The sequence below is a fragment of the Pseudomonas sp. DWRC2-2 genome, assembly GCF_049897885.1.
Classification (GTDB): Bacteria; Pseudomonadota; Gammaproteobacteria; order Pseudomonadales; family Pseudomonadaceae; genus Aquipseudomonas; species Aquipseudomonas azotoformans_A.
The window spans coordinates 506,718-522,458 of the sequence record NZ_JAFCXD010000004.1 but is presented as its reverse complement, the minus strand read 5'-3'; the positions used below and the strand labels follow the sequence as shown (position 1 = coordinate 522,458).

At 60.7% G+C, this 15,741-nt stretch carries 18 protein-coding genes; 10 read left to right on the top strand and 8 right to left on the bottom strand.

Annotated features, from left to right (window positions below; translation table 11 throughout):
* Positions 1–115: 115 nt before the first annotated feature.
* Positions 116–1,384: an Hsp70 family protein gene (locus tag ACP7EW_RS21205; protein WP_426219442.1), complete on the top strand. Its 1,269-nt coding sequence runs from the start codon at positions 116–118 to the stop codon at positions 1,382–1,384.
* Between the two features lie 150 nt (positions 1,385–1,534).
* Here the strand turns inward: ACP7EW_RS21205 and ACP7EW_RS21200 are convergent, their stop codons facing one another.
* The 4 genes from ACP7EW_RS21200 to ACP7EW_RS21185 form a co-directional block, all read right to left on the bottom strand.
* Positions 1,535–2,113: a hypothetical protein gene (locus ACP7EW_RS21200; RefSeq protein WP_426219440.1), complete on the bottom strand. Its 579-nt coding sequence runs from the start codon at positions 2,111–2,113 to the stop codon at positions 1,535–1,537.
* A gap of 60 nt (positions 2,114–2,173) precedes the next feature.
* Complete coding sequence (locus ACP7EW_RS21195; protein WP_038851213.1) at positions 2,174–3,187, bottom strand: AI-2E family transporter; 1,014 nt, start codon at positions 3,185–3,187, stop codon at positions 2,174–2,176.
* Between the two features lie 123 nt (positions 3,188–3,310).
* On the bottom strand, positions 3,311–3,610 hold the full coding sequence (locus ACP7EW_RS21190; protein ID WP_005784310.1) for a PsiF family protein: 300 nt from the start codon (positions 3,608–3,610) through the stop codon (positions 3,311–3,313).
* Positions 3,611–3,681: 71 nt separating this feature from the next.
* Positions 3,682–4,470, bottom strand: a complete 789-nt coding sequence (locus tag ACP7EW_RS21185) for an AraC family transcriptional regulator (RefSeq protein WP_033897379.1) — start codon at positions 4,468–4,470, stop codon at positions 3,682–3,684.
* 97 nt (positions 4,471–4,567) lie between these two features.
* On the opposite strand from ACP7EW_RS21185, the gene ACP7EW_RS21180 reads away from it, so the two are divergent.
* On the top strand, positions 4,568–5,437 hold the full coding sequence (locus tag ACP7EW_RS21180; protein ID WP_028615544.1) for a DMT family transporter: 870 nt from the start codon (positions 4,568–4,570) through the stop codon (positions 5,435–5,437).
* Here ACP7EW_RS21180 and ACP7EW_RS21175 read toward each other — a convergent pair.
* Both ACP7EW_RS21175 and ACP7EW_RS21170 read right to left on the bottom strand, forming a co-directional pair.
* Positions 5,434–6,324, bottom strand: a complete 891-nt coding sequence (locus tag ACP7EW_RS21175) for an esterase/lipase family protein (protein ID WP_426219438.1) — start codon at positions 6,322–6,324, stop codon at positions 5,434–5,436. The genes ACP7EW_RS21180 and ACP7EW_RS21175 overlap by 4 nt on opposite strands.
* 80 nt (positions 6,325–6,404) lie before the next feature.
* Positions 6,405–7,046, bottom strand: a complete 642-nt coding sequence (locus tag ACP7EW_RS21170) for an FMN-dependent NADH-azoreductase (RefSeq protein ID WP_426219436.1) — start codon at positions 7,044–7,046, stop codon at positions 6,405–6,407.
* Positions 7,047–7,181: 135 nt separating this feature from the next.
* Here ACP7EW_RS21170 and ACP7EW_RS21165 point away from each other — a divergent pair, with 135 nt between their 5' ends.
* Positions 7,182–8,081 (top strand): LysR substrate-binding domain-containing protein, encoded by a 900-nt coding sequence (locus ACP7EW_RS21165; RefSeq protein ID WP_426219434.1) that lies wholly within the window; start codon positions 7,182–7,184, stop codon positions 8,079–8,081.
* 98 nt (positions 8,082–8,179) lie between these two features.
* Positions 8,180–8,710, top strand: coding sequence for a ferritin-like domain-containing protein (locus ACP7EW_RS21160; protein WP_016976947.1), 531 nt, complete (start codon positions 8,180–8,182; stop codon positions 8,708–8,710).
* Between the two features lie 59 nt (positions 8,711–8,769).
* Here ACP7EW_RS21160 and ACP7EW_RS21155 read toward each other — a convergent pair whose 3' ends face one another.
* A complete protein-coding gene (locus ACP7EW_RS21155) occupies positions 8,770–10,839 on the bottom strand; it encodes an AsmA family protein (protein ID WP_426219432.1) in 2,070 nt (689 codons plus the stop codon).
* 359 nt (positions 10,840–11,198) lie between these two features.
* Between ACP7EW_RS21155 and ACP7EW_RS21150 the strand changes: the two genes are divergently transcribed.
* The gene (locus ACP7EW_RS21150) at positions 11,199–11,651 is read left to right on the top strand and encodes a hypothetical protein (protein WP_038851220.1); all 453 of its coding nucleotides are present in this window, start codon (positions 11,199–11,201) and stop codon (positions 11,649–11,651) included.
* Between the two features lie 151 nt (positions 11,652–11,802).
* Positions 11,803–12,435 carry a TetR family transcriptional regulator gene (locus ACP7EW_RS21145; protein WP_025857330.1) on the top strand — a complete coding sequence of 211 codons (633 nt, stop codon included), beginning with the start codon at positions 11,803–11,805 and terminating at the stop codon, positions 12,433–12,435.
* Between the two features lie 5 nt (positions 12,436–12,440).
* Here the strand turns inward: ACP7EW_RS21145 and ACP7EW_RS21140 are convergent, their stop codons facing one another.
* Complete coding sequence (locus tag ACP7EW_RS21140; protein ID WP_426219430.1) at positions 12,441–12,938, bottom strand: C40 family peptidase; 498 nt, start codon at positions 12,936–12,938, stop codon at positions 12,441–12,443.
* 277 nt (positions 12,939–13,215) lie between these two features.
* Here ACP7EW_RS21140 and ureE point away from each other — a divergent pair, with 277 nt between their 5' ends.
* The 4 genes from ureE to ACP7EW_RS21120 are packed head-to-tail and all read left to right on the top strand — an operon-like array spanning position 13,216 to position 15,606.
* Complete coding sequence (ureE, locus tag ACP7EW_RS21135) at positions 13,216–13,716, top strand: urease accessory protein UreE (RefSeq protein ID WP_177058928.1); 501 nt, start codon at positions 13,216–13,218, stop codon at positions 13,714–13,716.
* Positions 13,713–14,387: an urease accessory protein UreF gene (locus ACP7EW_RS21130; protein ID WP_426219428.1), complete on the top strand. Its 675-nt coding sequence runs from the start codon at positions 13,713–13,715 to the stop codon at positions 14,385–14,387. The genes ureE and ACP7EW_RS21130 overlap by 4 nt, the downstream gene beginning before the upstream one ends.
* A 9-nt stretch (positions 14,388–14,396) precedes the next feature.
* Positions 14,397–15,011: an urease accessory protein UreG gene (gene ureG, locus ACP7EW_RS21125; RefSeq protein ID WP_033897387.1), complete on the top strand. Its 615-nt coding sequence runs from the start codon at positions 14,397–14,399 to the stop codon at positions 15,009–15,011.
* A 22-nt stretch (positions 15,012–15,033) separates the two neighbouring features.
* Positions 15,034–15,606 carry a HupE/UreJ family protein gene (locus ACP7EW_RS21120; RefSeq protein ID WP_033897388.1) on the top strand — a complete coding sequence of 191 codons (573 nt, stop codon included), beginning with the start codon at positions 15,034–15,036 and terminating at the stop codon, positions 15,604–15,606.
* Positions 15,607–15,741 lie beyond the last annotated feature (135 nt).

Below are 15,741 nucleotides of genomic sequence, written 5' to 3'. Positions count from 1 at the left end.
AGATGTGGGGGCGAATCCCCAGGTTTCAAGGAAGATTTAACAGATGGTCGGCCTACGCATCCGCCGCCGACTGGCATACACTGCGCGGCCGTTTTTCAACCGGAACCTGATTGTCATGGAAAACTCATCCCCAGCCCGTGCCTGCGGCATCGACTTTGGCACGTCCAACTCCACCGTCGGCTGGATCCGCCCCGGCGAGGAGACGCTTATTGCGCTGGAGGACGACAAGATCACCCTGCCGTCAGTGGTGTTCTTCAACTTCGAGGAACGCCGCCCGGTGTACGGTCGCCTGGCGCTGCACGAGTACCTGGAAAACTACGAAGGCCGGCTGATGCGCTCGCTCAAGAGCCTGCTGGGTTCCAAGCTGATCAAGCACGACACCAGCGTGCTCGGCACGGCGATGCCGTTCACCGACCTGTTGGCGTTGTTTATCGGCCAGCTCAAGAGCCGCGCCGAAGCCAACGCTGGCCGTGAGTTCGAAGAAGTGGTGCTGGGCCGCCCGGTGTTTTTCGTCGATGACGACCCGATGGCCGACCAGGAAGCCGAGAACACCCTGGTGGACGTGGCGCGCAAAATCGGTTTCAAGGACATCTCGTTCCAGTACGAGCCAATTGCGGCCGCGTTCGACTACGAGTCCACCATCCAGAAGGAAGAGCTGGTACTGATCGTCGATATCGGCGGTGGTACGTCTGACTTCTCCCTGGTGCGCCTGTCGCCGGACCGTCGTCACAACGACAACCGCCAGAGCGACATCCTTGCCACCGGCGGCGTGCACATCGGCGGGACCGACTTCGACAAGCAACTCTCGCTCAACGGCATGATGCCGCTGTTTGGCTACGGCAGCCGCATGAAGAGTGGCGCCTACATGCCCACCAGCCACCACATGAACCTGGCGACCTGGCACACCATCAACTCGGTGTACTCGCAAAAATCCCAGCTGGCCCTGGGCAGCATGCGCTACGACATCGAAGACACCGGCGGCATCGACCGCCTGTTCAAGTTGATCGAACAGCGCGCCGGGCATTGGTTGGCCATGGAAGTGGAAGAAACCAAGATCCAGCTGACCCACGAAGACAGCCGCCACGTGGCGCTGGACCGTATCGAAGCCGGCCTGAGTGTGGACCTGAGCCGGGCGTTGTTCGAGTCGTCCATTGACGCCTTGCTGGAGCGTGTGCGCGGCAGCGTGACGCAGCTGCTCAACGACGCTTCGGTGAGTGTGGCGCAAGTGGACACGGTGTTCTTTACCGGCGGTTCCAGCGGGATCCCGGCGCTGCGCCACAGCATCTCGGCGATGTTGCCGAATGCGCGGCATGTGGAAGGCAATATCTTTGGCAGTATCGGCAGTGGTCTGGCAATTGAGGCCAGCAAGCGCTACGGGCACTGATCTGTCGAATGCTGAGCGAGCTTCCTGTAGTGAGCGGGCTTGCCCCGCTCACCACAAAGACTCAGTTCGGCACACTACTTTCTAAACGCCATGGCGCAAAACGCAAGTTTCAAATCCGTAGTGATGGCGCAGTCCTTTTTAGAGTGGTGCCTAAGGGTGGTAGATGGCCCAAAGCCCAAGCCCTGTCAGGCACCACATGACCACACCCGGCACGATCACCAGGTAGTTCCATAGCGTGAAACGGTTATTGCTCACGCCTTCCGGGTCGTCCGCTGCAAAATTGATCAGGCCCTGGGCTTGCTGGAGGATATAGGCACACAACGGCACTGCCAGGATGACCAGGGGTTTGTAGGCCAACCAGCTGTCGATCCGGTTCGCCGCCATCTCGAAAACCCGTGACCCTACGGTGACCACCACAAACACGGTCGCCCACTGCTCGAAGTCAAAATCGAATTTCCGACCGCTACGGGCTACCCGATCATCAGCCCGGCGATACAACTGATGCATGAAGAAGATGAAGAAAATGGCCCGCGCCAAAGGCCTGATATCCAACTGGTGGAAATCCTTGTACAAGCGCCAGTTTTTATACGACCAGATATAGGTGTACAGCCCAAAACTGAGCACGCTGAGAATCAGCAGCTTCTTTTTGGAAATGACGTAAAACTCAGGCGACGTCTTAACCGTATCGCTCAACTGCGCCGTTGGCGGTGCATAGATATTGTCGCTCACTGCGGGTTTCCCTCTAAGTCCCTTTAAAGTTTGTGAAGCCAAAGCACTTGCGTTATCGCGTCAAACCATCCCGCCGAGCTTCAACTCACTCTTGAGATACGCATAATAAATCGGCCCCGCCACCACACCAGGCAGCCCGAATGCCGCCTCAAACACCAGCATCGCCAGCAGCAACTCCCACGACTTGGCACTGATCTGCCCGCCGACGATCCGCGCATTGAGGAAGTATTCGATCTTGTGGATCACAATCAGATAGCCCAGCGCCGCCACCGCCACCCAGATCGACAGCGACAGCGCGACGATGGTGATCAGCGTGTTGGACATCAGGTTGCCGATGACCGGCAGCAAGCCCAGCAGGAAGGTCAGCACGATCAGGGTTTTGGTCAGCGGCAGGTGAATCCCGCACAGCGGCAGTACCACGGCGAGGAACACGGCGGTGAAGGCGGTGTTGAGCGCTGCGATCTTGATCTGTGCGAAGACGATATTGCGAAAGGCCTGGACCAGCAGGTGCAGGCGGTCGAACAACGCGGCAGCCAGGGGTTTGCGTTTGGTCAGGTCGGGCACGCGTTGCAGGGCGATGATCGCACCGAGCACCATGCCGATCAGCAGGGTGACGAACATGTGGGCGGCGTCTTTGCCGACCAGCTGCAGTTCGCTCAGGTGCTTGCTCATCCAGTCGCCGATGGCCACGCGAAACTCGGCGGCGCTGGCGGGCAGGTAGGCGTCGATAAACGGCGGCAACTGGCCGCGCGCGCGGTCGACCACCCCCATGAATTTGTCCAGGGAAGCGCCAGGATTTTCCGCTTCATGGAGCAGGAAGCTGATGGCGCCGGCGAAGATCAAAGTCAGCACACTGACGATCAAGGTGCCGAGCAAGGCCACCGCCAGCCAGCGCGCGCGCCGGCCTTCGATCAGCCGTTGCAGTTGGGGAGTGAGCATGTTGACCAGCTCGAACACCAACAGACCGGCCAGCAGGCTGGGCAGTAATTTGAGCGGCAGTACCAGCAGCAGTCCGCCGAAAATGATGATGTAGCTGGCCAGCAATATCACGTGACGCTGAGAAAACGTTGGCATACAGCCTCAAAACGAACGGCGTTAAAGGATGGGCAGTCTGCCAGCCTTGAGAGAATCAAGCGAGTGGGTCAGTGGTGAATGCGATCAAGTGTGGGAGCAGGCAGCCTGCTCCCACCTGTGTGATCAGCCTTTGAGGCAAGTGCTCATGAAGGTTTTGCGCGCATCGCCGGTCAGCGCCTTGGTTTTCGCTGAGGCATTGCAATCCTTCATCTTCTGCTGCTGCGGCGTCAGGGTCTTGGCGTCATTGGCCGCCGGGGCCGACAGGCAGGTCTTCATGAAGGCCTTGCGGTCATCACCCTTGAGCGTCTTGGTGGTGGCTTCGGCATTGCAGGTGGTCATTTTGTTTTGCTGGGCAGTGGCGGCAAAACCCTGGGAACACAGCAGCAGGCCCATCATCAACAGCGGAATTCGCAGCATCTTCATGGAGTTTTCTCCCTGTTACCGTGCCGGGCGGCACGGCCTACCCAGCAGTGTAGTCAAAGCCTGTTACAACTTCACCGGCTACGGATATGCGTCCGTCGGTACTGCTCCGGCGTGCAGCCCGCCTGGCGCTGGAACATGGCAATAAAGGCCGAGGCGGTGCTATAGCCCAGGTCAAACGCCACATGTTGCACGCTGCGCGGGCTGTCGAGGGCTTCGATGGCCGCCAGGTAGCGCAGGCGTTGACGCCATTCGCCGAAGCTCATGCCCAGCTCCCGCACAAACAGGCGCGCCAGGGTGCGTTCGCTCACGTGGACTTGCTCGGCCCAGTGCGCCAAGGGGCGGTTGTCGGCAGGGTCGGCCTGCATGCCTTCGAGTACGCCAAGCAAGCCGGGGTGACGGGCGTAAGGCAAAAAGCATTCGTGGATCGGCGCCTGCTTGAGCTGGTCCACCAGCACCTGGGCCAGGCGGATGTCGGACTCGGTCTGCGGCATGTTCACGTCACGCCCGGCGAAATCGCTGAGAATGGCCTTGAGGATATCGCTGATGGCCAGGGTGCACGGCTGTTGGGGCAACTGCTCGCAGAGTTCCGGCGCCAACCCGACCGAGTGATAGACGATCGCCTCGGCGTTGTAGGAACTGTGCTGGGTATGCGGCGGCACCCACACCGCGTATTGCGGCGGCGACATAAAGCGGTTGCCAGCCACTTCCATGCGCATTACACCGCTGGCCGAGTAATCCAACGAACCCCAGAAATGCTGGTGCGGGGTGCACTCGGTGTCGGGGGCGAAATCCGAATAACGGAAGTACACCGGGCTCGGCAGCTGGGGGAAATCCGCAAGGCGTACGTTGTGCTTGGCCATATTGTCTGGATACAGAGGTGGTTTGTCTGGATCGCAGTATAGGCTTCGATCCAGACAATGGATAATCCTGCCTCATCAACATACTGGGTTCCTTTCGATGCAATACGCGTATCCCTTGCTGGCCATTTTCATCTGGGCCGGCAACACCGTCGTCAACAAGCTGGCTGTGGGCGCACTGTTCCCGGCGGAAATCGGCTTTTACCGCTGGTTGCTGGCGGCGCTGCTGTTCACGCCGTTCATGATCAAGCCGGTGATCGCCAACTGGGCGTTGATCCGTCCGAACCTGGGCAAGGTGTTCATCCTCGGCGTGCTGGGCATGGCGGTGTACCAGAGCCTGGCGTATTACGCCGCGTCGCTGACCACAGCGACCAACATGGGCATCATCCTGTCGTTGATGCCATTGATGGCACTCACAGCAGCGATCATCAGCCTCGGCCAACGCCTCACCTACGGCGCGATGACTGGTGCCGTGCTGTCATTCGCCGGCGTGGTGGTGGTGGTCTCCGCCGGTAGCCTCGACGCACTGCTGCAACACGGGGTCAATCTGGGCGACGGCATGATGCTGGTCGCGACCCTGGCCTACGCGGTCTACAGCACCCTGTTGAAGAAATGGCAGCTGCGCCTGCCGCCGTTGGTGTTGCTGTATCTGCAGGTGCTGGTGGCGGTGGTGGTGCTGTTTCCGCTGTTTCTGTTCTCGGCGAAGGCCGGCTTGGGTTGGGCGAACATTCCGCTGGTGCTGTATGCGTGCCTGTTGGCCTCGATGGTCGCGCCGCTGGCGTGGATGCATTCGGTAAAGACCTTGGGCCCGAGCCGCACTACGTTGTTTTTCAACCTGCTGCCGCTGATTACCGCATTGATTGCGGCCGTCGTGCTGAAGGAAGAGTTGGCGCTGTACCACCTGGTGGGCGGTTTGCTGACGCTGGGCGGGGTGATTTTGTCGGAGCGTTGGACCACGCCGGTGCGTTAAACCCCAGCCGCCTTCAAGCGCCGGGCATGTTCGACAAACAGTCGGATCGGCTCGGCGCCCTTGCCCACCAACCCCATGGACTGGTTGACGATATCGAAATGGTCCAGGGCATAGTCATCGCCGATCACCAACCCCAGGTGTGAGCTGTAGCGTCCGACCATGCCGTCGCACTGGCCCTTTTCGCGCACAAAGCTGCGGGCGAACAGGCGGCAACTGCGATGCGTACCGTCGAACAGGTTGCGCCCCCGGTCGGTGATGCCCGGCTGCAAGGTGCCGGACCATGAGTAATACCGCACGCCGTTGACCTCTTCGGGCCCCTGCCCGCCCCATGTCGACGGCAACCCCTGTGGATAGCGCTGATTGAACAGCGCCACGCCCGCACTGGTCAGCGAATGGTGGGAGGCCTGCAAGTCCGCCTTGAAGCGCGGTCCGCGATAGCCGGTTTCCAGCACGCCCATCACCCGGGCAACCAAGTGAAACAGCGCGCTCATGATTCGACCTTTCACGCCGTCCACGGGGTAATTGAGGTGAATATGGTCCGCCAGCTCCGAGCCATGGTTGGGCCCGGCCACGGACGTCACCGAGGCCACCCACTCCGGGCGCTTGGCTGCTGCATATCGCGCTGTAAGCGAGCCCTGGCTGTGGCCAATCAGGTTGACCTTCTCGGCACCTGTTTCACGGCGAATGCGCTCGATCTGCACCAGCAGCTGCTCGCCACGCACCTCGCTGGAGTCCAGCGGCGCCACCTGCACGGGAATCACCTGCGCCCCGCCCGCCTGTAGCGCCGGGACGATGCCATACCAATAGGGGAACCAACCCAGGCGCACAAACCCGAGCATGCCGGGGACCAGCACCAGGGGGTAACGCGTGGCGAGGGATTGAGGCATGGAGCAGGCGTCCAGGGCGACGAGGTGAGAGGTCCATCCTAGACTAATCGACGTGACCGCCCTATGACATCCGGGCCTTTTTAGAAATGCCCAGCCAGGTCGTGCAACTGGCGTTCGGCTTCTGCATAGGCCCGCTGGAAAACGCTCTTGTCAGACTCTTCACCCTCGGCAGCAATCACCCGGACGTCATCGATGCCGATATAGCCCAGCACTGTGCGCAGGTGCGGGTCGGCATGGTTCATCCACTCGAACTCACCGCCCGGACCAAAGCCATTGCCGCCCCGGCTGGTGATGATCAGCGCGCGCTTACCCTGAAGCAAAGGTTGGTATTGCGCGATGCCCTGGCTGTCCTGGGTGATGTCAAAGGTCAGCCCCATGCGCACGATCTGATCAATCCAGGCCTTGAGGCCACTGGGCACACCGAAGTTGTACAGGGGCATGGAAATCACCAGGATTTCGTGGTCGATCAACTCACCGACCAGTTGATCGCTCAGTTGCAGGTCAGCCTTCATCACCTTGGGCATGGATTGTGGCTCAGGGTAGAAATTCGCTGCCACGAAGGCTTCGCTGACGTGGGGAATGGACGCTCGGCCCACTTCGCGCCGCGTGATCTGCGCACCAGGGTTGGCGGCCTGCCACACGTCGAGGAACGATTCGGCCAGACGCCGCGAGTGGGAGCGTTCGCCACGGGGGCTAGCGTGGATGACAAGCATTTGTTTCATCTGTAGGACCTTCGCGAGTTAGACTCAGACGACCTGGATGGCCGCCGTTCTTGCAGCAAATCTAGAGTTGCGTGGTACTTCCGACAAATGAGCAATAGTTGATCTGGATGAATCCATTTCATCCATGGAGCTGAGATGTTTGCCTCGTTGCCCCTCACCGCCCTGCGCACCTTTGAATCGGCGTCGCGCCTTCTCAGCTTCAAGGCCGCAGCCCAGGAACTGTCGGTCACGCCGACAGCGGTCTCCCACCAGATCCGCAGTTTGGAAACCTGGCTGGGGGTGCCACTGTTCGAACGCCTGCCACGCCAGGTGCGCCTGACGGAGTGTGGTGAGCGACTGTTCCACAGTTTGCACGGCGCCCTGCTGGACGTGGCGCAAAGCCTCGACACCCTGCGCCCACAACGCAGCGTCGGGCACCTCACCGTATCCACTACGCCAGCCTTCGCCGCCTTATGGCTGGTGCCACGGCTGGGGCGTTTTTATGCCGCGCACCCCGGTATCAACCTGCGCCTGGATACCCAATGCGACGTGGTCGACCTGCAGCAGGATGCCAGCGTCGATCTGGTGATCCGCTACAGCCTTGATGACTACCCCAACCTCTACGGGCTGTGCCTGTTCGATGAATATTTTGCGGTATACGGCTCCCCCGAGCAGGCGGCGCTGGCGCAAACGCAACCCCCCACATTGATCAGCGTGCGCTGGCACAACTCCAAGCTCTACGCACTGGGTTGGCAAGCCTGGTGCGAAAAGGCTGGGGAACGCTGGTTGCAGGATGCGCCGGCATTGCGCGAATACGATGAAGAGCATTACGCCTTGCAAGCCGCCATCGCCGGTCAGGGCCTGGTCCTGGCCAGCAACATTTTGGTATCGGAAAGTCTCGCGTCGGGTTTACTGGTGCCTTACCGGCCGCAGATCAGTGTGGATGGCGCCGGTTACAGCGCCTTGTGCGTACCGGGCCGCGAGCGCCATCCGCCAGTGCGGGCATTTTTCCAGTGGATGCAGGAGGAAGTCAGGCTTTGCGGTCACGCCTTGTAAAATCCGATAAAACTTTTTGCGTGACGCGGGACTCACAACTTGGAGCGATCACGCCGGCAGAGCGTGGCGCAAAACCGGATTAGTACCAGGAGATTGAGATGACCGAAGCAAACTTGACTGACGTTGCGACCCTACGCAGCCGCGCCCGCCAGAACGTCGAAAACGGTGCAGTGACCGAAGGTTATGACGCCGACCGCGAAGAAATCATCCGCCTGCTCAACGCATCGCTGGCCACCGAGTTGGTCTGCGTGCTGCGCTACAAGCGCCACTACTTCATGGCCAGCGGTATCAAAGCGTCCGTCGCCGCCGACGAGTTCCTCGAACACGCCACCCAGGAAGCCGAACACGCGGACAAACTCGCCGAGCGCATCGTGCAGCTGGGCGGTGAGCCGGAGTTCAACCCGGACCTGCTGACCAAGAACTCCCACGCCCAATACGTGGCCGGCAAGGACCTCAAGGAAATGGTCTACGAAGACCTGGTCGCCGAGCGGATTGCCGTGGACAGCTACCGCGAAATCATCCAGTACATTGGCGATAAAGACCCGACTACGCGCCGTCTGTTTGAAGAAATCCTGGCTCAGGAAGAAGAGCATGCGGACGATATGGCGGATATTCTAGAAAGCCTGTAAATCCGCAACAGAAAAGGGGGAGCTGGCTATCCAGCTCCCCCTTTTGTTCGTCTGCCGTTTCAGCCTTTAACGGTTTTCGGCGCCTTGCCTTCCTTCATCTGCTGCAACAACGGTGCGCATTCGTTCGGCTCGCCACCACTCGGCGCGACCAATGCCAGCAACCCGGCCGCCGGCCCGGCGATCACACCCAGTGCCACCATGCCCGCACCACGCAACGCCAACGGAATCGCTTTCACCCCCGCATTGGGCTTGATGAACGGCCCGTTGACGTACAGCGGTGAACGCAGGGAGAACAGGCGGAAGCCTTTCGATTCCGGGGTGATGGTGAGGTCCAGTTGCTCGGTGGCCATATTCGCGGTGCCATCGATGTAGATGATGGCGTTCTCGGTATCGAACACAAACAAGCGCGTAGTCGCCAGGCCCGTCTTGATACCGAAGTCCGCCGCCGCGCAGTTGATCTTCACTTCCTTGTCGCCAAACAGGCGACCCACCACGTAGTTACCCACGTTGAGCCCGGCGATTTCCATCAGGCCACGGCTGATGGCGCCGTCATTGATCAGCATCTTCAGGTCGCCGTTGGAGCTGCCCAACAGGGCTGCTACGGAATTGCCGCGTCCGGAAATGTCGGCATCGCCGTTGAGTTCACCAAAGCTGGTTTTCATCGGTTCGAAGGTTGGGAACAGCTGCTTGAGCTTGAAGTTGCGTGCGGTGAGTTTGGCCCGGCCTTCCATTGGCGTGATGCGGCCGTTGAGGCGGATCTGCGCATCCAGTTTGCCGCCGGCCACACCAAAACGCAGGGGCTCGAGGCTCAGCTCGCCGTCATTCAGGACCAGGTGGGTGTAGAGGTCGGTAAATGGCAGATCGGCACTGTGCACGATGCGCTTGCCGGTGAACTCCACATCAGCGTCCATGACGCGCCAGCGCTCGGTGCGGAACTCTTCCACCGGCAGCACTTTGGTGGCCGGCTGTTTGCTATCGCCGCCACGGGCTTTTTGCTTGGCGTTGGAGTCGGCGCCGATCAGCGGTGCGAGGTCGGTCATCAGCAATTGGTTGGAGACCAGCGCACCACTGAGCTTGGGCCGTGGCTGGCTGGCGACGTAGGCGAGGTTGCCATGAATATCGCTGTTGCCGATCTTGCCGTTGAAGTTTTCATAGCGGAAGGACGCGCCGCTGGCTTCGTGCAGCTTGGCGATGAGGTGACCGTCGGTGGAATAGGCCGGCGAATCCGGCAAGGTCACGCCGGTCAGCGGGTAGAGATTGCCCAGGCTGGAACCGGCGAGTTTCAGGCGCAAATCGAGCGCGCCGAGGTTCAGCGGATCGGTGAGCGTGCCGGCCAGGGCGATGCTGGTGTCGGCAATCTTCACCTGGGCTTGCAGCGGGAACGGCTTGGCCGCGTCCTGCAAGGCCAGCAGGCCACCGATCTTGCCGCTGCCGTCGAGTTTCTGGCCGTGGTACTGGCCTTTGACCTTGAGGCCGAACGCATAATCCTGGGGCGCGGAGCCTTTTTCCAGGGCCTTCTTGGCATCGGCGTCGCCAACAATTTCGCCGAACGGGATCGGCTTGCCCAGCGGGTCGATGATCACATCCAGTTGGGTCTTGAGGGTCTGGTCGTCGAGGGTTACGTGGCCTTTGTCGAAGCCGATGGCGCCGATGTCCACCACCCAGTTGGAGGGCTCGGCGTTCGGGTCCTTGGGGTCGAATTTGAAGGTCCAGTTGGCGCGGCCATCGGCCAGGCGCTGCAACTGCGCGCTCGGCTCGGTGAGGTCGATACGCGGGATCACCACCCGCTGCACCAGCAATGCCAGGGGCGAGATGCGCAGTTCAACCTTCTTGAGGGTGACCATTTGCGGGTTTTTCGACCAGTCCGGGTTGCCCAGGGTCAGGTCTTCGGCAATCACATGGGGCCACGGCACCCAGGCGCGCCAGCCGCCTTCATCGGGCTCACGCGCCCACACCACCGCCAGGTTGCCGTTGATGGCAAACGGTCGATGCAATTCTTCGGAAACCTTGGCATTGAGGGGTGGCTTGATGCGGTTCCAGTCAAAGAACACCAGGACCAACACCACCACGGCGATTAACACAACGAAGCTGGCGCAGCTCCAAGCGACGATTTTACGAGTGCGCGTCATTGCACAGGACTCCTGAATACGACTGGCTGGGTGACAGCCTTTAAGGACAGCTTATAGAACTACGACTGGCAAACCGCCTGGGGGTTTAACCCGATCCCCGATTTGCCTGGAAAAACCTAAATTTCTGACCACTTCGACAGATTCCCCCTACGACGACGCACCATTGTTACCCGCGTGCGTGTCGAAAATACCCACACCGGTGCAAAACCGCGTGCTTGAGAGGCCCGTTCTAGAGCCTCCGCCTAGAACAATCAATTCTGTTGATTATTACCATTGTGTTTATGAACTTTTATATCGACTTATCGAGAGTAGCATTAGACCTGTACCCACTTTATCGCCCTCCCAAGGAGCAACCCATCATGAAACGCCAATTACTCGCTACCGCCCTGTTATCCATCCTGGCTTCCAGTGCCTTTGCCCTGCCAGCCGCCGAACAGGCCACTCCACAAGTCAAAGCGGACGCCGTTCCTTTCAGCCAGACCGTCGCTCGCAGCGGTTCGCAAGAAGAAGAGAACCGTGACTACGCCAAAGGCGCCGTTGCTGAAAATGGTTCGGAACAAGCCAACAAACGCGCTTACACCGAAGGCCTGACCGAAAACGGCCGCAACCGCCTGGAACAAAAAGGCCTGGTTGAAGGTGGTGCTGATCGCCTGCTGGAACGCAACGCTGTTGCCGAAGGTGGCCGTGATCGCCTGGAACAGAAAGGTCTGGTCGAAGGCGGCGCTGAACAAGCCAACAAACGTGCCTACACCGAAGGCGTTGCTGAAGGCGGTGCTGACCGTCTGCAAGAACTGCATCAAGCACAGAGCTAACCCCGTGGTGGCCGAGAAAAAAGCCCGATCTGCCGATCGGGCTTTTGCTTTCCTGTAGATCGCGTCACGCCCTTCCCCCGCCAAGTTCGACGTCAACAGACCTGTTTTGCTAGAGTGCGTCGCTGTACTTGCCGACTAAGCCTGCCCGCCCATGCTGCCCCGCGCCGAACAGAAGCAACAGACCCGCCTCGCCCTGATGGACGCAGCCCGCCATCTGATGGAGTGTGGCCGTGGGTTTGGCAGCCTGAGCCTGCGCGAAGTGGCGAAGACGGCCGGTATCGTGCCCACCGGGTTCTATCGGCATTTTGCCGACATGGACCAGCTGGGGCTTGTGTTGGTGAGTGAAGTCGGCCAGACCTTCCGCGCCACTATCCGCCTGGTGCGCCATAACGAATTCGTGATGGGCGGCATTATCGACGCCTCCGTGCGGATCTTTCTCGATGTGGTCTCGGCCAACCGTTCGCAATTCCTGTTCCTGGCCCGCGAGCAATACGGCGGCTGCCTGGCCGTGCGCCAGGCCATCGGGGCGCTACGTGAAGACATTACCCGCGACCTGGCGGCCGACCTGACGTTCATGCCAAAACTGCAGCACCTGGATGCCGAAGGCCTGCATGTGATGGCCGACCTGATCGTCAAAAGTGTGTTCGCCACCCTTCCCGACATCATCGATCCGCCGGCCCAGGCCCTGCCTGACCACCTCACGCCGCAGGCGAAAATCACCCAGCAATTGCGCTTTATCTTCATCGGTTTGAAGCACTGGCAAGGCCTGGGCAGTACCGAATAAAACCATCACCCTGCCGTGTGAAAACGCTTGGCGGTGGTGTAGTTCTTGTTCCAGTAGCTGTTGCTCAATGAATCGATGCGGATGTTCTTGCCGGTACGTGGCGAATGAATGAAGTTGCCATCGCCTATATAGAGACCCACATGGCTGACTTGGCCGCGCCCGTTGGCTTTGAAAAACACCGCATCGCCGGGCTTGAGCGCATTGCGTTTGATGGTCGCGGCCGTTGACCGCTGCATGGCCGCGGTGGTGCGTGGGATCTGAATGTTGGCTTCAGTCTTGAACAAATAGACCAGCAGGCTGCTGCAATCAAACCCCTGATCCGCCGAGGTGCCACCCCACTTGTACGGTGTACCCAACAGTTCGTGGGCGCGGTCGACCACATCCTCGATAGACGCTTGTTTCAGCGAAGCGCTGAAGGACGGGTGGGTCTTTAGATTGGCGGAAGCCGATGAAAGCGCGAAAGACAGACTGACAATAACCAGATAACAAAAAGACTTGAACATGATGAACGTCGCAGTGGATTAAACACGGCGCACAGGCTAATGATGTTGAAGGAAAGGTGATGAACGCCGATTCCCCATACCCTGTAGGGAAAATCCGAAAACGCCCACACCCCGTGCAACACGCAATATTACGCACCACTTTGGCGCACACCGAAGATTCTTCCTCGCCCTGTTTAGTGGCATACCCCTCATTGCCTACAGGCAATTCCTACTTCCCATCCAGGTTGGCAAGCCCCTTGCTCTAGCTGTTTCATCGCTCATAGCTGGAAGCTTCCTGATGCTGGTGATCCACCGCCGAATCGCCCCCCAAGCCCTCTGGGCCGCCGAGTTGCTGTTGAACTTCGAAGCCCGCAGCAAAAGCCGCCTGCGCTGTTTCAGTGCCGACGGGGAAGACGTCGGCCTTTTCCTGGAGCGCGGCCAACCACCGCTGCACGATGGCGAATTCCTACAGGCGGAGGACGGACGAGTCGTACGCGTGTGCGCCCGGCCTGAACAACTGCTGCACGTCACCTGCAGCAGCGCATTTGAACTGACGCGCGCGGCGTATCACCTGGGTAACCGCCACGTGGCATTGCAAGTGGGCGACGGCTGGCTGCGCCTGCTGGATGACTATGTGCTCAAGGCCATGCTCGAACAGTTGGGCGCGCAGACGCAAACCCTCGAAGCGCCATTCCAGCCGGAACATGGCGCCTATGGCGGCGGGCATCATCATTCGCGCCATGGCGATGAAGATTTCAACTACCCGCCCAAGCTGCACCAGTTCGGCGTGCGTCTATGAACCCAGCCTGGGCGCTGTTGCGTCTGGCCAGTCCGCAATTGCCGATTGGTGGCTACAGCTATTCCCAGGGTTTGGAAATGGCGGTGGAGAACGGTCGCGTCAACGACGCTGCCAGTGCCCGGCGCTGGATCAGCGATCAGTTGCTGCTCAACCTCGCACGTTTCGAGGCACCCGTTCTGCTCGCCCATTGCCAAGCCGCCTTTGAGGCCGATTGGCCGCGCCTGGCTCAGCTGTGCGAAGAACATCGCGCCAGCCGTGAGACCCGCGAGCTGTACCAGGAGAGCCGGCAGATGGGCTACTCCCTGCAACAACTGCTCAACGGCCTGCCGGAACTGGACGACGCCGCCCGCCTATTTCTTCAACAGTGCGCCGAACCGCATTTGGCATTGGGCTGGGCCCTGGCGGCACGCGCCTGGAGCATCAGCCCCGCCGACGCCCTCGCCGCCTGGCTGTGGAGCTGGCTGGAAAACCAACTGGCTGTGCTGATGAAAACCCTGCCCCTGGGCCAGCAAGCCGCGCAACGCCTGACCAGTGAACTGCTGCCATTGCTACAACAGGCCCAGCAGGACGCCAGCCGCATCCAACCCCACCATTTCGGCAGCGCCGCCTTCGGCCTGTCCCTGGCCTGCATGGCCCACGAGCGCCAATACAGCCGCCTGTTCCGTTCCTAGGAGAAGCATATGAACTCACAACCTTTACGTGTCGGCATCGGCGGCCCGGTGGGCTCCGGCAAGACGGCCCTGACCCTGGCCCTGTGCCTCGCGCTGCGTGATCGCTACAACCTGGCAGTGGTCACCAACGACATCTACACCCGCGAAGACGCCGACTTCCTGGTGCGCAACCAGGCCCTTGCACCAGAACGCATCATCGGCGTGGAAACCGGTGGCTGCCCGCACACGGCGATCCGCGAAGACGCCTCGATCAACCTGGAAGCGGTCGACCAGCTCAACCGTCGTTTCCCCGGCCTGGACCTGATCCTGGTGGAGTCCGGCGGCGACAACCTCTCGGCCACCTTCAGCCCCGAGCTGTCAGACCTGACCATCTACGTGATCGATGTGTCGGCTGGCGACAAGCTGCCGCGCAAGGGCGGGCCTGGGATCTGCAAGTCCGACCTGCTGGTGATCAACAAGATCGACCTGGCGCCCTTGGTCGGCGCGTCGCTGGAGCTGATGAACAGCGACACCACCCGCATGCGCAACGGCAAACCCTTTGTGTTCAGCAACCAGAAAACCGGTGTCGGCCTGGAGGACATCGTCGCCTTCATCGAACGCCAAGGCCTGCTGACCGCCGCCTGATCAACCCATAAGGAACCTGTCCATGAGCCTCAAGAAACTCTTCACCGCCGCCGCCCTGCTGCTGGCCCCTGCCCTGGCCTTCGCTCACCCGGGCCATGGCGACAACGGCCTGGTGGCCGGTATCAGCCATCCTCTGGGGGGCATCGACCACTTGCTGGCGATGGTCGCGGTCGGTTTGTGGGCCGCCCAACAAAAAGGCGCCGCGCGCTGGGCATTGCCGTGCACCTTTGTCGGCACCATGCTGATTGGCGGCGTGCTGGGTTTTGAAGGCCTGGCGTTGCCGGCGCTGGAAAGCGGGATTGCCGCGTCGGTGCTGGCCCTGGGTCTGGCGGTGGCGCTGGCGGTGCGTCCGCCGTTGTTCATGGCGGTGGGGGCCACGGCCTTGTTCGCACTCTTCCATGGTGTGGCGCATGGTCTGGAGCTGCCGGACATGTCCAGCCCGTGGGCGTATGCCGCGGGTTTTGTCGGTGCGACTGCCGTGCTGCACGCGGCCGGTTATGCCGTGGTGCGCTTCCTGCCGGCTGCGGCGGCGCCGTTGGTGCGGATTGCGGGCGCGGCTTCGGCGGCGACGGGGGTTTGGTTGCTCGCCAGCTGATTTTCGGCGCCGACAAGGGCCTCTTCGCGAGCAAGCCCGCTCCCACAATTTGACCGAGTACTTCCTTGGAATGCGGTCAAAATGTGGGAGCGGGCTTGCTCGCGAAGGCGGCAGTACAAACAACACAGAACCCAA

Bases quoted from the DNA above. Each gene is read 5' to 3' on its own strand.
- ACP7EW_RS21205 (WP_426219442.1), top strand. From the start codon at position 116: ATGGAAAACTCATCCCCAGCCCGTGCCTGCGGCATCGACTTTGGCACG.
- ACP7EW_RS21195 (WP_038851213.1), bottom strand. From the start codon at position 3,187: ATGCCAACGTTTTCTCAGCGTCACGTGATATTGCTGGCCAGCTACATC.
- ACP7EW_RS21190 (WP_005784310.1), bottom strand. From the start codon at position 3,610: ATGAAGATGCTGCGAATTCCGCTGTTGATGATGGGCCTGCTGCTGTGT.
- ACP7EW_RS21185 (WP_033897379.1), bottom strand. From the start codon at position 4,470: ATGGCCAAGCACAACGTACGCCTTGCGGATTTCCCCCAGCTGCCGAGC.
- ACP7EW_RS21180 (WP_028615544.1), top strand. From the start codon at position 4,568: ATGCAATACGCGTATCCCTTGCTGGCCATTTTCATCTGGGCCGGCAAC.
- ACP7EW_RS21175 (WP_426219438.1), bottom strand. From the start codon at position 6,324: ATGCCTCAATCCCTCGCCACGCGTTACCCCCTGGTGCTGGTCCCCGGC.
- ACP7EW_RS21170 (WP_426219436.1), bottom strand. From the start codon at position 7,046: ATGAAACAAATGCTTGTCATCCACGCTAGCCCCCGTGGCGAACGCTCC.
- ACP7EW_RS21165 (WP_426219434.1), top strand. From the start codon at position 7,182: ATGTTTGCCTCGTTGCCCCTCACCGCCCTGCGCACCTTTGAATCGGCG.
- ACP7EW_RS21160 (WP_016976947.1), top strand. From the start codon at position 8,180: ATGACCGAAGCAAACTTGACTGACGTTGCGACCCTACGCAGCCGCGCC.
- ACP7EW_RS21155 (WP_426219432.1), bottom strand. From the start codon at position 10,839: ATGACGCGCACTCGTAAAATCGTCGCTTGGAGCTGCGCCAGCTTCGTT.
- ACP7EW_RS21150 (WP_038851220.1), top strand. From the start codon at position 11,199: ATGAAACGCCAATTACTCGCTACCGCCCTGTTATCCATCCTGGCTTCC.
- ACP7EW_RS21145 (WP_025857330.1), top strand. From the start codon at position 11,803: ATGCTGCCCCGCGCCGAACAGAAGCAACAGACCCGCCTCGCCCTGATG.
- ACP7EW_RS21140 (WP_426219430.1), bottom strand. From the start codon at position 12,938: ATGTTCAAGTCTTTTTGTTATCTGGTTATTGTCAGTCTGTCTTTCGCG.
- ureE (WP_177058928.1), top strand. From the start codon at position 13,216: ATGCTGGTGATCCACCGCCGAATCGCCCCCCAAGCCCTCTGGGCCGCC.
- ACP7EW_RS21130 (WP_426219428.1), top strand. From the start codon at position 13,713: ATGAACCCAGCCTGGGCGCTGTTGCGTCTGGCCAGTCCGCAATTGCCG.
- ureG (WP_033897387.1), top strand. From the start codon at position 14,397: ATGAACTCACAACCTTTACGTGTCGGCATCGGCGGCCCGGTGGGCTCC.
- ACP7EW_RS21120 (WP_033897388.1), top strand. From the start codon at position 15,034: ATGAGCCTCAAGAAACTCTTCACCGCCGCCGCCCTGCTGCTGGCCCCT.